The sequence below is a fragment of the Wolbachia endosymbiont (group B) of Rhopobota naevana genome (assembly GCF_947250615.1).
Taxonomy (GTDB): domain Bacteria; phylum Pseudomonadota; class Alphaproteobacteria; order Rickettsiales; family Anaplasmataceae; genus Wolbachia.
The window spans coordinates 693,349-708,491 of sequence record NZ_OX366333.1 but is presented as its reverse complement, the minus strand read 5'-3'; the positions used below and the strand labels follow the sequence as shown (position 1 = coordinate 708,491).

The window sequence follows — 15,143 nt, the reverse complement described above, 5'->3', positions numbered from 1 at the left end:
ACATCTAACTACCAAAGTACCAGGGAGTCCAGCCTTTCTTTATGGCTTCCTCTTCGCTGATCTCATCTAGTTCCACGTCATGGAGAATGGAGCTAGGTGTTGTAACAACTTCTTTCCCCTGTGGTTGTATATTCTTCTCTTCCTCACATAGTACGTACTCCAGACGTTCTTCTAAAAATTCATGTAAAGCTTTACCTTCTATAAGCACATCTTCGTTTTGCTCATCTAATTTCAAAATTTCGTCTAGTTCAACATCTTTACCATTAATAGTTGCCTTACCAATCTCAATTTCACTAGGATTTGCATTTAAACTAATAAAGCAGTCAACAGAATTACCTTTCTCATCTTCTGCACTCCACCTAATTTTCATGTTGCATCTTTTGCAAAGCGGTAATTTCTTTTTCCATTATCATTCTTCTCAACCGTTGCTATTCTTTTATCGTTACTGTATATTTCTACTATCTTTACCTCATTTTTATTTCTTTCCATCCCTTCAATTTTGTCAGTGAAAAGACGGCTGATTTCTAAGCTACACCCAGGCTTAGAAATATTAATACTAAGATGATCATAATGATTAAGAGAACGTTTTGCATATGCGCATGGCACATAACATCCATCAAAAAAGGCAACTGCACTATCAGTTTTGAGAAATTCCTGTCCGTTACTCATCCCTTCTTCGACTCGAAGAAGATATCTACCCAACCTCTTTTTAAAATTCTTTCGCTTGTCTTCAGGAATAGACTTTTCATTCAATATACTTATTATTTCTTTTTGCTTACTTAATACTACATAATTAAAAAGGAAAATGTTCTTATTCCATCGATAATAATTCGCTATTTTGTCAAATGGATCTGCAGGCCAGCCTTTATTATAATTTACGTTATCCTTATCATCTTTACACAAATTATCCTTAAGGCCAAAATTCAATTTTCTAAAATCTGATAATACTTCTTCTACCCTATCTTCAAAAAATTGAAGTTTATTTTGAAATTCTTTCCCATAATTCATTTTCTCATTTATTTTAAGAAGATATTCACTAAATTTCTTCCTAAAATTTTCTTGATCTTTGTGGGCAAGCCTCTGATCTAATATATCTGTTATGTATTTTCGCTTATTCAATATTACGTAGTTAAAAAGGTCACTTTTTTTCCTCCTTTCATAATCTTCTGCTATTTCGTTAAAACACTCATTACTGTTCTTAAAATCCAATTTTTCGAAGTCTTGGAGCACGTTTTTTACATCATCCTCACTAAATTGAAGATTTGTTTGAGGAGACACGTCAGTTCTACTTTGATCATCAAGTTGAGGATTTTTTTTAGTAGATTGGACTAATAAACTTTCTGTGCTGTTAGAGAAAGAATGATTATTTTCTTCAGATTGAGAACTTTTCTTTTTAGACGTATTAGTAAAAAAATTAGTTAGTGAACTAAACATTAAGCACCTCTTAGTATTACTATTTAACTATAACTTAATGCCAAATGTTGTAAAGCTAAAATTAATATGTAAATTCATTTTTTTAAGACAATTATAAGTATCTTCCTTCTATAAAAATTTTATAATCAGCATATAACAAATGTTTAAGATATTGATTTTGTTTGTATTTTTATTACTTTACCAGGCAATATTATTAATGAATTAGTCAGACAAATATCTTGGCCAAACTTTACTCCATCCACAAACTCTCCATTTGTTACTCCAGTTGCAATGAACACTGATTCACTTCTTGCCATGTCTTTCACGGTGTAGATTTTTTCTGGGTCAGTGATATTCAAATTTTTTGCTCTTTCTTTTAATTGATCCGTGTCAAATATTAATCTTCCTTCTATCTGCCCACCGATTGAGCTTAGCGCTGCTGCTGCAAGCACTCCTTCTGGAGCTCCTCCTGTGCCGATATACATATCGTGATTGCCATTTATTAGCGAAACTATGGCTGCAACATCACCATCATCTATTAATTTCACTTTTGCTCCTAGCTTCCTAATTTTTGCTATTAATTCATCATGTCTTTCACGTTTAAGTACAGTTACTATAAGATCACTTGCTTTACATCCTTTTGCCTTGGCTAAATTGTCCAGATTCTTCTCAATCCTATTTTTTAGTGAGACTACACCCTCTGGGAGATTTTTTCCCACTGCTATCTTTTCCATATAAACATCAGGTGCATGTAAAAAATTACCTTTTTTTGTTGCAGCAAGAACAGACATTGCCCCTTGTTTATAATGAGCGCAAATCGTAGTGCCTTCAAGTGGATCAACAGCAATGTCAATCTCAGGGCCACTTCCTGTGCCAACTTTTTCTCCGATATATAGCATCGGTGCTTCGTCCCTCTCCCCTTCCCCAATCACAATTGTACCATTTATTTCAATTGAGTTTAGCACCGTACGCATTGCATCAACTGCAACCTGATCGGCCTTTTTTTCATTACCAAGGCCTGCCAATTTATATGCAGCAAGTGCTGCAGCTTCGGTTACTTTCACTAACTTATAGGCTAAATCTTCTATCATTTGCTCGAGAATCATAAATCAATATATATCATGCCATTTGATACTGCAAGATTACTTGACGGAATAATGAAAAAGTTGATATAATAAGCGTATAGCAATAATAGTAAGATTTGAATATGATCGGTAATTTAACTTATGAAGATGTAAAGAAATTTGTAACTGATAATCCTAATATAGCTGCTCAGGAATTTGGTGAGAAGCTAAAACAAAGTGGGCCAACAGATGCAAAGATTTGTGATTTGTTTATGGATATTCTCCGCTCAGGGACAAGCAGTATTTTAAATGATTATGATACATTTCTAAAAATTGTTGAATTGCTCGCAAAGTCAAATATTAAAATTGATATTGGAGATACTACTTCTAAAACTGTATTAGATTACGCTGTGTCAGGTGAAAAACCTAACGTTATAAAGATATTTTTGGATAGCGATAAATTTGATCAAGAAAGAAAATCGAATGCTTTGTTGACCGCCGTTAATGAAGGTAAAGTTCAAGAGTTTGAGATATTTTTAGATTACATAGATCATACGAAAATACTAGAGGTTCTTAACACAGCTACTTGCAATGAGGACACTGACATTATGAAGGTACTCTTGGATAACAAAAGATTTACTGGAGAAGAAAAAGTTCAGGCTCTGAGTCATGCCTCTATAGGTGGTGAACTAACAAAAGTTAGGTTACTTTTAAAGTATATGAAAGGCGTACCAGAAGATGGCATAAGAAATCTTTTAGGAATAATTGAAGAGAAAAAATTATCACTTAGAAAAGAACTTAAAATAGATTCTGAATTTAAAGTCGATTTCAGCAATTCTGATCACAATAAATATCTCTCAAGCTGTGTAATAATTGCACTGCTTAGATCAGCAATAAACAAGAAGCAAAACACACCTGATGGAGCGGAGTCCAATGTCAGTAATACAAGCACTGGTCTCACGCTAAATAATGATGACATTAGGAATCTGTGTCTTGATATAGATAGGGTTACAAAACAGGATAGCACAGTTACTAGTTTTGAAGATTTGCAAAAAAGGTTAAAAAGGAAGGGAATTAATCTTCAGAGCAAATGTGAAAAAAATGCTGTACTAGAATATGCAATTAAAGATCAAAATTTGAACGTTATAAAATTTCTCTTACAAAATGGAATGACCATCATCAATGCAATCGGTCAAGAAGGAAGGTATTACGTTAGCAAAATTGAAGGAGAAAAATCTATATTATGCTTTGTTGTCTCTTACACTGATGATGACAATGCTGAGATTCTGAGCACGTTACTGCAAAGTGTTAATGCAGAGCAATCAAAACTAGATCCTGAAAGTGAATTGTACAGATTATATCAACAGTTAAAGGATGATGCATTCTGCACTGCTATTGCAGAAAATAATTCTGTAGCAGCGACAGTGCTAATACAGAACGATCAAGAAACACGCGCATCAGCAGTAAACAAGGATGAAACACCTGTAGTAACAGGGACTGACCAGGTTGTTACTACGCCAAGCGTAGAAGAAAATAGAACAGAACCTAACAAAAATATTAGTAATAAACCTACGGCAACAGCGCCTCCAGTTAGTACTAATGGTAATAATAACAAAAATGAAGCACCTGTATCAACAAGGACTGGCCCAACTGTCACACCAAATAATGATAAGAAAGCTAACGGCTTTGTAGAGGCTCAATTTTCTCCACCACATGAAAAAGAAACTAAATACAAAAAAAGTAAGGAGAGTTTTTACGCCTCATTAAGGAGTGATGTTGTTGGAGTTGTTATTGCAGGATTGTTTGTTGCTGCTGCTGTGACGGTTCCATCTTTAGCTGGTGCATTAGTTTGCAGTGTCCTAGCTATTTTAGTTGTAATGGTAACTGGATTACATGTAAAAAATTTTACACTTCCAAGTTACAGCGAAATGAGAGAAAATAAGGTTGAACCTGTAAATTCAAGTTTGAGAAACCATGCAATCTAGCTCCTAGAATCACTTTTCAAACCAATTATAATTTCTTGATTGTTAAACCACTTTATCAAAATTAAGTGGGACTAGTGCGATTCGAACGCACGGCCTTCGGATTAGGAATCCAACGCTCTATCCTACTGAGCTATAGTCCCATGTCTTCTGCTATTTATGCAAAATTATAGCAAAAAGTCTCGCATTTTTCTAGGCACCCTGTACAATTAATTCACAATAATAAAAAATATTTCTGTATTTCTTGAATGTAATACTGTTATATTTAATAATACGATTCCAATTGAAAGATTAATGCTAGTTAACAATATTAGTTACTTTTATAGTAATCAAGATGGCTTTGCTTTAAGCAACATCAACATTCAAGTGAAGAAAGGAAGTGTTGCCTGTTTACTAGGTCATTCTGGCTGTGGCAAGTCAACAATTCTAAAATTAATCGCAGGAATAGAAAATCCAAAATCTGGAACCATTGTTATAAATGATAAATTAGTTGCAAGTAACAAAGTGTCAATTGCTATAGAGCGTAGAAATATCGGATTGATTTTTCAGCATTCTGCATTATTTCCTCATAAAACAGTAATAGAAAATATAACTTTTGCTATTTGCAGTACTTCTAAGAAAGAAAAATACCTTACTGCATTGGAAATCTTAAAGCTATTTAATATAGAAAAATATGAAAACATGTACCCTCATGCTTTATCAGGAGGACAGCAACAATTAGTTGCAATAGCAAGAGTAATGGCGCAAAATCCTGATGTTGTTTTGCTCGATGAACCATTTTCTAATTTAGATATACTGCTCAAATATCGAATAAGGCACCATATATTGTCACTTTTTAGAAGCAAAAATATTCCTGTACTCATGGTAACTCATGATCCGCAAGAAGCGTTGAAAGTTGCAGATTTTATTTACGTGATGAAAAATGGTAAAATTATTCAATCAGGAGTTCCTAGCTACATATACCACAGACCTAAAGATGATACGTTAGCAAAATTTTTTAGTGAGCTTCCTTTTACTCTACAGCTAAACTAAACTTAATGTTAGGCTAAAACTATTATAAGATAATTAAAAACTCTTGATTTATAATTCAATAAAAGTGATATAATTTATGTATCACTTGGCTTCAGTCAAGTTTTAATACCTAAAAGTTAATATTTTCAACGGAGGTACAAATGAGTTTAGGTCCATGGCAGCTGTTTCTAGTCTTAATAATAATCTTAGTTCTGTTTGGTGCAGGTAGGTTACCACAAGTTATGGGTGATTTAGGCAAAGGCATTAAAAACCTTAAACAAGAACTTAAGGATTCAGAGAAACTATCATCTAATGAACCAGATCGTTAGCTTCCTTATGTTTCGTGACACGCACTAAAGTGCGTGTCATTTGTTTAAACAAGGCTAAAGAATTGAAGAGGTATGATTGAAGTACAGTAATAATTATGTTAGTTAGAATGTTATTAAAGGTTAATCGTGGAAGAAAGTGAGAAATTGACTGAAGATAAAAAATTGGCCTCTGATATTCTAAAAGAGGTTGCAGATACCAATAACAACGATAGTGATAAAGTAACATTGTTCGACATCAAAACAGCTTTACATGAGCGCGGTTTTGGTATTTTAATAATCATCTTCTCTTTACCGCTATCAGTACCTATACCTGTTCCACCTGGCTATACAACCATTCTTTCTATACCTTTAATCTTATTTTCACTGCAGCTTCTATTTGGGTTTGATTCTCCTTGGATGCCTAATTGGCTAGAAAGGAAATCTTTTCAACGTTCAACACTAGCTCTCGTGGTAGAGAAAACTTCACCTATATTAAAAAAAATAGAAAAGTTCATGAAACCAAGAATGTCTTTTATTTTTCTTGGTCCAGGTGAAAAGATTCTAGCTTTTATGATGTTGCTTTGTGCAATAATAATAGCTCTTCCATTACCTTTTACTCACTTCCTTCCTGCAATTGGTATAACTCTTATTTCACTCGGCATTATGGGTAAAGATGGATTTTTATCTACGTTAGGAGTGTTAGTTTCATTCTGTGCGTTATTGGTTACCCTTATTGTAATAGTTAAAGGACCAAAACTTATAGCCGGAACACTTTCTCTTCTTAAAAGCCTTATAACTTAAAAGCTTTACAACACTTTAATAAAAGAATGAAGTACAGCATGAAATGAATAATCGATATTGAAATATAGCAATAACTATGTTAGTTAGAAGTTATATTGTTATTAAAGGGTAACTGTGGAAAAAAGTGTGAAATTGACTGAAGATAAAAAATTGGCCTCTGATATTCTAAAAGAGGTTGCAGATACTAATAATAACGATAATGATAAAGTAACATTATTTGATATTAAAACAGCTTTACATGAGCGTGGTTTTGGTATTTTAATAATCATCTTCTCTTTACCGCTATCAGTACCTATACCTGTTCCACCTGGCTATACAACCATTCTTTCTATACCTTTAATCTTATTTTCACTGCAGCTTCTATTTGAGTTTGATTCTCCTTGGATGCCTAATTGGCTAGAAAGGAAATCTTTTCAACGTTCAACACTAGCTCTCGTGGTAGAGAAAACTTCACCTACATTAAAAAAAATAGAAAAGTTCATGAAACCAAGAATGTCTTTCATTTTTCGTGGTCCTGGTGAAAATATTTTAGCATTTATAATGCTGCTTTGTGCATTATCGATAGCAATCCCACTTCCTTTAACTAACTTCATTCCTGCAATTGGTACAACTCTCATTTCACTGGGTATCATGAGCAAAGATGGATTTCTCTCTATAATGGGAGTATTAGTATCATTGTGTGGGTTATTACTTACTCTTGTCGTAATAGTTAAAGGACCACAGCTTATATTTGGAGCATTTTCTTTTCTAAAAAGCTTTGTATATGGTTAAGCTTTACAACACTTTAACAAAAAAAAAAGAGCCCTTTACACCGATCGATAAAGATCATATAAAAATGTACGTTTGTGGGCCAACAGTATATGATACAGCACATATAGGTAATGCACGTTCTATTGTTGTTTACGATGTATTATTTCGACTGCTTAAATTTTGTTATGGAAAAGTTACTTATGTGCGTAATATAACCGACATCGATGACAAGATAATCAATGCAGCAAATGAGAAAAATAGTAATATAGAAAGCATTAGCAAATATTACACTAAAACTTTTCATGAAGACATGGAAAGCATAAATTGTGCAGAACCAACATATGAACCAAAAGCAACGGAAAACATAGATAACATTATCAAGTTAATTGAGTCTTTGCTGCAAGCTGGTCATGCTTATGAATCCAATAAACATGTATATTTTAGTGTAGAATCTTACCCTGAATACGGCATTTTATCAGGAAAAAAAATTGATGAATTAAACTACGGTAGTAGAGTTGAAGTTGGTGAAAATAAAAAACACCCAGGAGACTTCGTACTTTGGAAACCTGCAAACGAAACTGACTATAAACTTTCAAGTCACTGGAATAGTCCATGGGGAGAGGGAAGACCAGGGTGGCATATAGAATGTTCAGCAATGTCATATGCTTACCTTGGCAAAGATTTTGACATTCACGGTGGGGGTATAGACTTGCAATTTCCTCATCATGAGAATGAAATTGCACAGAGTAAATCTGCATTTGCTGAGTCAACGTTTGCAAAATATTGGGTACACAACGGGTTTCTTACGGTAAATGAAGAGAAAATGAGCAAATCCTTATTTAATATAGTCAAAGTAAGGGATTTGTTAGATAGTGGAATAAAGGGTGAAGTAATACGTTATGCGCTGCTTAAAACTCACTACAGAAAACCACTTGATTGGACAGAAAATGTTATCTCTGAGTCGCAAGAAACTTTAAACAAGTTTTATCGGTTATTACGTAGTACATGTATTGAGGAAAGTGATGCAGAAGTCTCTAAAGATTTTATAGAGGCTTTGAAAAACGATTTAAACATTCCTGAAGCTGTAGCCATATTGCATGAAATGGCTACAGAAATCAATAAGACAAGTAATGAATGTGAGAGGCTCAAATTAACTAAGAAGTTTGTTAAAAGCGCAAGGTTCATTGGTATTCTTGAGTCAAGTTATCAAGAGTGGTTTGCAAGTGGTGTGAGTCATCAAGAAATAGAAAGGTTGATAGACTTAAGAAAAGTAGCAAAACAAAATAAAGATTATGATACTGCAGACAAAATAAGAGAGCAATTGAAACAAATGGGGGTTACAATTTCTGACAACGAAGATGGTACAACAACTTGGTATGGAAAATTATCTCCTATTGTTTATAGATAGCCTAGTATCATCGCTTATCTTACCCATACATCAAGGTTTTGTACTTTACACTATGTTATGCTTTAGGTCAAACTACGATCAACTACTTATATTACTTTTTGGAGTATTAGGATCCAGTCTTGGTGGAATAGCTAACTGGTATTTAGGTAGAATAACAATTTTTATCAGAAGATCACATCACAAATTAGAGAATGAAGACAAAACACCAAAAATTGTAAGGCACCTACTGATTTGTGCAGTTGCATTGCTTTCGTGGGTACCAGCACTTGGAAGTGTGACTCAGATTTTATCCGGTTACTTCAAGTTAAACCTTTATATTCTTGTTCCCTTAATTATTTTATCTAACTTCCTCTGTTTGTTATATCTAACGTTTACCATCTAACTAAACATCAATAAACAACTTTTCTTCTGGTCATATTGAGCTAAATTTCTTCTTCAAACTACCTTTTAAAATGCTTTTATTAGTTTTTGTCATAATACGATCAAATACTCCTAATAACCTCTTAAGTAAGCTTGGGGTTAGCGAAGAGATAGGATTAACAGATACGTTGTTGTTTTTATCATCACCATTTGCTTTGTAGTCTATTGAAATAATCCCCCTACTCTTCCCACCAGTCAGAAGTTTTCCGATTATAGGGATTTTCAACAAAGATTTGTTAATTGAGTATGCCGGTATTACTTGTCCTTCAACCTGGAATTTATAACCCTTAATATCGAGCGTACCACTAGTGCTAATGCCTAGTTCCGCTCCTTCAAGCCAAGATTCTTCAATTTCAACAGTGCCATCTTTATATGAAAAAGGTGCATTACACTTATAAAAATGTACACCTTCGTTCTTTATAGCATTTACAATACCAGGCAGTGAAGACATTGATAATAAAGTGGTAAGCAGTGGAGCATCTTTGATATAGAAATTGCTGATAGATAACATACCATAATGTTCTCCATTTTCTCTCTTAGAAGATAGATAAAGAGATAATTTGCCATTTTTAACTGATTTACCAATACCTAAAGAACGCAAAAGCATACCTGAATTATCCGAATATATTTCAAGCCCTATTTCACTATGTTCTACTAGTATATTACTGTTATCTTCTAAAAACTGTCCTGTGAATTGACTTCCACTACAATCACCTTTAGCACAAGTTACATTTAGCTTAGCATCTTTTATGATAATTCCTTCTTTCATAATTATATTATCAACATTCATAGTAACTTCTATTTTGTTATTTAATCGATTACTATCTTTGCCAAGTAAACCTAACACATCACTTAAGTTGATTTTCTCACCGTGAATAGTTATGGCATTTTTCTCCTTACCTGATTCAATTTCTATACTAAAATTATTATCAGGTAATTTAAAGTTGCTAGAATTTAAATATAGATTTCCATTTTCTACTCTTCCGCTAAATTTTATGTCTAGATCATTTCCTACAACGTCTAGTTTGTCTATTAGCAACTTACCTGCTCCTTTTAGCCTTGTAGAAAATAAAACTTCATTGTGATCTTCAAAATGGTTTTTCCACCCTAAGTAGCTTGAACGCAACTCGAGCTCTGATAAATCTATATTACCATTAACGTACCCTGTTTTGTCTTGATACATTACTGACTCTATATTTGCATTGATATAACCATCACCGAAATTAAGTATTTGAGCAGGTAAATCTCCAGTCAAACTCCAGACAAAATTTTCATTTTTATTGCTACTTTTGAGGTCAAATAGAAGCTGTGTATTATTTACCATACCACTGCCATTTAAATCTATAAAGTCACTCCCAAAATCGAGCTTAATATCATACTTACCAAAACTTCCATTATACACCACCAAATTATCAATTTCAGAATGAAATTTGGCCGAAAAATCTACTTTTTTATCACTAGAGTTTAGATTAAAAATGCGAAAATTGAATACAGACTTTGCTATTCCACCTACTTTATCTCTTTCAAGTTTTACCACATCATCCAGCTTAAATCTTATAGGCTCATATAACCCATAAGCATCACTTACAGCCTGACCATTAATGGTAAGAACAGAATCTTCTTTATTGAGAGAGTTCATTTCAATATGACCACTATTGATAGTAAAATTCTGAAACTTAGCTCTATTTACAATAATTTTGAGATTGTTATCCTTGAGAGTTAACTCACCGTTCAACTTCTCCACTCGTTCAAAATCCTCATCAAATTGAACGCTGCCATTTTCTATATCAGCAACAATTACAATACCTGACAGATCATCATTTATTAAACTATCGATTTTACCGTTAAAACTTATAATTGTATTTATAATATTTCCATCAATATTATTACAATACCACTTTCTAAATTCATTGTTCACTAGACCATCTGGTACATAAGTACATAAATCTTTTGCAACAAGTTTACTAATATTAACTCTAAGCAAAGCATGATTTGTGCCAAAGTTCATTTTGCCAATCAAAGATTGGTAAGTATCATTTAACTTAAAATGAAAGTTTTTTACGCTAATGATTTCATTACTATATGTCAAATTTACATTTACATTAGTCAAGGCTAAGTTTTTACCTGAGTGACTCTCTGTATTTAACACGTATATGTTTCCATCCATAACTTCATCCTTTCCATTAATTCTCATTGAGAAGTTCCCTTTGAACCCTATTTCTTTGTCCAAATTGTAACTTTTAACTAGTGTGGAAAACTCGTTAAATAGCCCCAACTTTAGGTTATAAAATGTTCCATACAAATTTAACAAATTATTGCGATTTTTTATCATAATAGATAAATCATCTAGAATCCCCTTTTTATCTTTTGTATGAACACGAATATCCAAAACATTAAAATTTTCCTCCTTTCCTACATATACTTTATCAATGAAGAATTCACCTTCCGTGCTTTTATTGACAGCAATGTTAGTAATTTCAATCCTTGAGTCTGCATTTAAGTAGAAAAAAATTTTTCTTATTGTCTTCAGCAGATTTTTTGTACTACTCATCTTATCTGTCATTACAGATGTTGTTATTCCTCTGGTCTCTTCCTTCTTGATATATATGTGTACATTACCAGCTAAAACCTGAGAGAACTTTTTGGAACTTAACTTAAAGTGTACGAAAAGCTCAGGAACTTCTATGGTAAAGTCAGGATTTGTTATTTTTAAATCTGTAATGACTAGCTTGCCATCTTTCTGCCAAATAACCGAGGTACTCTCCATGCTGACATCCGAATTGGTAAATATCTTTAATATTTTTTTCTTTATATAAAAATTAATATAACTAATATTGATTTCTAAAGGACCTTCCCCTTTAAAAGGGATAAAGAAGCAGAATATAAATAATAAAATTATAGAAAATGATAGAGCTATTTTTTTAAGCATCGATTATTGCTTTTCTTGCTAAGCTGTCGGCTTCTTCATTGTATTTATCACCATTATGCGCTTTAACCCACTTCCAGTTAATCTCATGTTGCAAAGCAACATCGTCTAATTCTTTCCATAATTCTATATTTTTTACTGACTTCTTATTACTTGTCTTCCAGCCGTTCATTTTCCACTTCTTTATCCATTCTGTTATACCGTATTTAATATAGAGGCTATCCGTATACAAACTGATATTACAAGGAAATTTTAATACCTTCAGTCCATTGATCACTGCTGTTAACTCCATTTTATTATTTGTAGTATTTTCTTCTCTACCACAGATGTTCTTTCTATGATTTTGAAATAATATGATTGCTGCCCACCCTCCTGTCCCTGGGTTACCAGAGCATGCTCCATCTATGTATATTGTCACTTCCTTTTTCTTCATCTTTAACTGTAGTGAATTAATAAAGTATATCGTTGCTTCTATAAAATCACAATTTTTATAGATATAGAGGCAATTTAAGCCGCACCTTTAAATTTTATTATGGAAATAAAAAAAAGTGCTACAACGAGCATTATTAGAAGAGAAAGTAAAAGATAGTTTTTATGTTCTTTCATGGTTAAAACAAATCAATAGAGCAGTAAATAACGCTGGCAAACAGAGAAAATAGATAAGAAATCGAATAAGAAAACATTTTTTTCTGCGAGCTATGACTCTTAAGCCTTATAACGGATGCAGCAAACCAAATAAAAACACACCCTTCAATAATTGCCATACTGAGGTAAAATAGAGCCTTTTTCAAAAATAGTGCTGGAAGTAAGCTAGTTAATACGAGTAACACGCTATAGATTAATATATATTTCCTCGTTTTTTCTGGACCATAAACGATATTGAACATTGGAATCGATGCTTTTGTATAATCTTCAGATCTATTTAAGGATAGAGCCCAAAAATGTGGTGGAGTCCACATAAAAATTATTAAAAATAGAATACAACTTTCCCAGCTTACAGAGTCAGTTACAACCACCCAGCCAATCATTGGAGGAAAAGCACCTGCTGCACCACCAATAACAATATTCTGCGGAGTACGCCTTTTGAGCCAAATTGTATACACAAAAACATAAAATAATATGCTAATTGCAAGCAAAGCAGCAGAAACATAGTTCACTGCTATTGCCATGATAAATACTGACAATATTCCAAGAGTTATGCCAAATTCAAGCGCGCTTTCTGCAGAAACTCTACCTGAAGGTATAGGGCGGTTTTTTGTTCTCTCCATAAGCAAGTCTATATCTCTGTCATACCACATATTTATTGCACCTGCAGATCCTGAACCAAGAGCAATGCACATAAGAGATATTAGTGCAAGGAAAGGATGAATGCTACCTGGTGCAGCAACCATTCCAGCAATTGCAGTAAACACTACAAGGTACATTATCCTTGGCTTCAGCAAATGCCAAAAATCCAGTATTGTTGATTCAACATTTAGCAAAACACTTGTGTACATTCTATTTTATCACTGGTGGTTTTTCAAAAGTATGAAAAGGTGGTGGTGAAGATACCGTCCATTCTAAAGTGTCACCTTCCCAAGGATTATCTCCAGTTTTTTTGCCCCACTTAAAGAGATGTATAACTATAAATACAAAAAACATAACTGAAAGAAAGGACATATATGAGCCAATTGAGGATATATAATTCCAAGGGATAAACGCGTCGGGATAATCAGGTATACGCCTTGGCATACCTGCTAATCCCAGGAAATGCTGGGGTAAGAAAGTGACATTGGTGCTAATAAAAGTGAGCCAAAAGTGTATCTTTCCTAAACACTCGTTATATTGCTTACCTGACATTTTGCCTATCCAATAATAAAAACCGGCGAAAGCTCCAAATAATGCAGCAAGCGACATGACATAGTGAAAGTGAGCAACGACATAATAGGTATCGTGCAAAAGCTTATCTATTCCACCGTGAGAAAGAATTATTCCGGTTATACCACCTCCAACAAGCATGAAAATAAAACCTAATGCAAACAGCATTGGTGTCTTCAATTCAATCGCTCCACCCCACATAGTTGCAATCCAACTAAAGACTTTTACACCAGTTATAACACCAATGAAAATTGTGCTAGTGCTAAAAAATATAGCAGCATCCTCGCTAAGCCCAACAGTAAACATATGGTGAGCCCAAACCATGAAGCCAAACGTTGCTATTCCTATCATGGCATAAACCATTCCCATATAACCAAATACTGGCCTATGAGAAAAAGTTGACACAATCTGACTGATGATACCAAATGCAGGAAAAATAATTATGTAAACTTCTGGATGACCAAAAAACCAAAACAGATGTTGAAATAACACAGGATCACCACCACCAGCAGGATCAAAAAAGGAGGTACCTATATTACGATCAGTGAGCAGCATAGTTATAGCACCAGCAAGTACCGGTAAGGCAACAATTAACATAAATGACGTGAGTAAAATAGACCAAACAAATAGTGGTATCTTAGTTAGTGACATACCTTTTGCACGCATATTGAATATGGTAACTATAAAGTTGATCGCCCCAACAATTGATGACATACCAGCAATATGAAGTGCAAGTATAGCAAGATCAACTCCTGCACTTGGGTGGGACATAATTTGCGACAAAGGTGGGTATAAAGTCCATCCTGTTCCAGGACCTTCGCCAGCAAATACCGAGAGGATAAGCAAAATAAAAGATGAAACTAACAACCAAAAACTTAAATTATTCATACGAGGAAATGCCATATCTGGTGCACCAATCATGAGAGGTACGAACCAATTACCAAATCCTCCCATTAAGGCTGGCATTATCATAAAAAACACCATTATTACCGCATGCCCTGTAATCATTACGTTATATAGCTGGTAATTATTGTTAAGTATATTAATGTGCATTAGCTGAGTACGAATAATTACCGATAATAATCCACCAATAATTCCAGCTAATATGGAAAAAATAATGTATAGTGTCCCTATATCTTTGTGATTAGTAGAAAACAGCCAACGTCTTATACCTTTTGGTACATCACTCATATCTATACTCCA

At 33.6% G+C, this 15,143-nt stretch carries 14 protein-coding genes and 1 tRNA gene; 7 read left to right on the top strand and 8 right to left on the bottom strand.

Going from position 1 to position 15,143, the window contains the following annotated elements:
- Positions 1–4: 4 nt before the first annotated feature.
- From OOL01_RS03480 to glpX, 3 genes are all read right to left on the bottom strand, one after another.
- On the bottom strand, positions 5–370 hold the full coding sequence (locus OOL01_RS03480; RefSeq protein WP_264687161.1) for a hypothetical protein: 366 nt from the start codon (positions 368–370) through the stop codon (positions 5–7).
- On the bottom strand, positions 367–1,434 hold the full coding sequence (locus tag OOL01_RS03475; RefSeq protein ID WP_264687160.1) for a hypothetical protein: 1,068 nt from the start codon (positions 1,432–1,434) through the stop codon (positions 367–369). Before OOL01_RS03475 ends, OOL01_RS03480 begins: the two co-directional genes overlap by 4 nt.
- A 143-nt stretch (positions 1,435–1,577) precedes the next feature.
- Positions 1,578–2,501, bottom strand: coding sequence for a class II fructose-bisphosphatase (glpX, locus tag OOL01_RS03470; protein WP_264376888.1), 924 nt, complete (start codon positions 2,499–2,501; stop codon positions 1,578–1,580).
- A gap of 119 nt (positions 2,502–2,620) precedes the next feature.
- Between glpX and OOL01_RS03465 the strand changes: the two genes are divergently transcribed.
- Positions 2,621–4,462 carry an ankyrin repeat domain-containing protein gene (locus OOL01_RS03465; protein WP_264687159.1) on the top strand — a complete coding sequence of 614 codons (1,842 nt, stop codon included), beginning with the start codon at positions 2,621–2,623 and terminating at the stop codon, positions 4,460–4,462.
- A gap of 66 nt (positions 4,463–4,528) precedes the next feature.
- On the opposite strand, the gene OOL01_RS03460 is transcribed toward OOL01_RS03465, so the two are convergent.
- Positions 4,529–4,602: transfer RNA gene (locus tag OOL01_RS03460), tRNA-Arg, on the bottom strand.
- Between the two features lie 151 nt (positions 4,603–4,753).
- Between OOL01_RS03460 and OOL01_RS03455 the strand changes: the two genes are divergently transcribed.
- From OOL01_RS03455 to OOL01_RS08505, 6 genes are all read left to right on the top strand, one after another.
- Positions 4,754–5,491: an ABC transporter ATP-binding protein gene (locus OOL01_RS03455; RefSeq protein WP_007302769.1), complete on the top strand. Its 738-nt coding sequence runs from the start codon at positions 4,754–4,756 to the stop codon at positions 5,489–5,491.
- 140 nt (positions 5,492–5,631) lie between these two features.
- Entirely contained in the window at positions 5,632–5,799 is a 168-nt protein-coding gene (gene tatA / locus OOL01_RS03450; protein WP_006013840.1) for a twin-arginine translocase TatA, read from the top strand.
- A gap of 126 nt (positions 5,800–5,925) precedes the next feature.
- Complete coding sequence (locus OOL01_RS03445; RefSeq protein WP_007302768.1) at positions 5,926–6,579, top strand: exopolysaccharide biosynthesis protein; 654 nt, start codon at positions 5,926–5,928, stop codon at positions 6,577–6,579.
- A gap of 114 nt (positions 6,580–6,693) precedes the next feature.
- A complete protein-coding gene (locus OOL01_RS03440) occupies positions 6,694–7,350 on the top strand; it encodes an exopolysaccharide biosynthesis protein (RefSeq protein WP_264687158.1) in 657 nt (218 codons plus the stop codon).
- Positions 7,343–8,737 (top strand): cysteine--tRNA ligase, encoded by a 1,395-nt coding sequence (cysS, locus tag OOL01_RS03435; RefSeq protein ID WP_264687157.1) that lies wholly within the window; start codon positions 7,343–7,345, stop codon positions 8,735–8,737. Before OOL01_RS03440 ends, cysS begins: the two co-directional genes overlap by 8 nt.
- Positions 8,706–9,119, top strand: a complete 414-nt coding sequence (locus tag OOL01_RS08505) for a YqaA family protein (RefSeq protein WP_012481730.1) — start codon at positions 8,706–8,708, stop codon at positions 9,117–9,119. Before cysS ends, OOL01_RS08505 begins: the two co-directional genes overlap by 32 nt.
- Positions 9,120–9,149: 30 nt before the next feature.
- On the opposite strand, the gene OOL01_RS03430 is transcribed toward OOL01_RS08505, so the two are convergent.
- From OOL01_RS03430 to ctaD, 4 genes are all read right to left on the bottom strand, one after another.
- Complete coding sequence (locus OOL01_RS03430; protein WP_264687156.1) at positions 9,150–12,086, bottom strand: DUF3971 domain-containing protein; 2,937 nt, start codon at positions 12,084–12,086, stop codon at positions 9,150–9,152.
- On the bottom strand, positions 12,079–12,516 hold the full coding sequence (rnhA, locus tag OOL01_RS03425; protein ID WP_264687155.1) for a ribonuclease HI: 438 nt from the start codon (positions 12,514–12,516) through the stop codon (positions 12,079–12,081). Before rnhA ends, OOL01_RS03430 begins: the two co-directional genes overlap by 8 nt.
- Positions 12,517–12,691: 175 nt before the next feature.
- Positions 12,692–13,579, bottom strand: a complete 888-nt coding sequence (locus tag OOL01_RS03420) for a heme o synthase (RefSeq protein ID WP_264687154.1) — start codon at positions 13,577–13,579, stop codon at positions 12,692–12,694.
- Between the two features lies 1 nt (position 13,580).
- Entirely contained in the window at positions 13,581–15,131 is a 1,551-nt protein-coding gene (gene ctaD / locus OOL01_RS03415; RefSeq protein ID WP_264687153.1) for a cytochrome c oxidase subunit I, read from the bottom strand.
- Between the last annotated feature and the right edge of the window lie 12 nt (positions 15,132–15,143).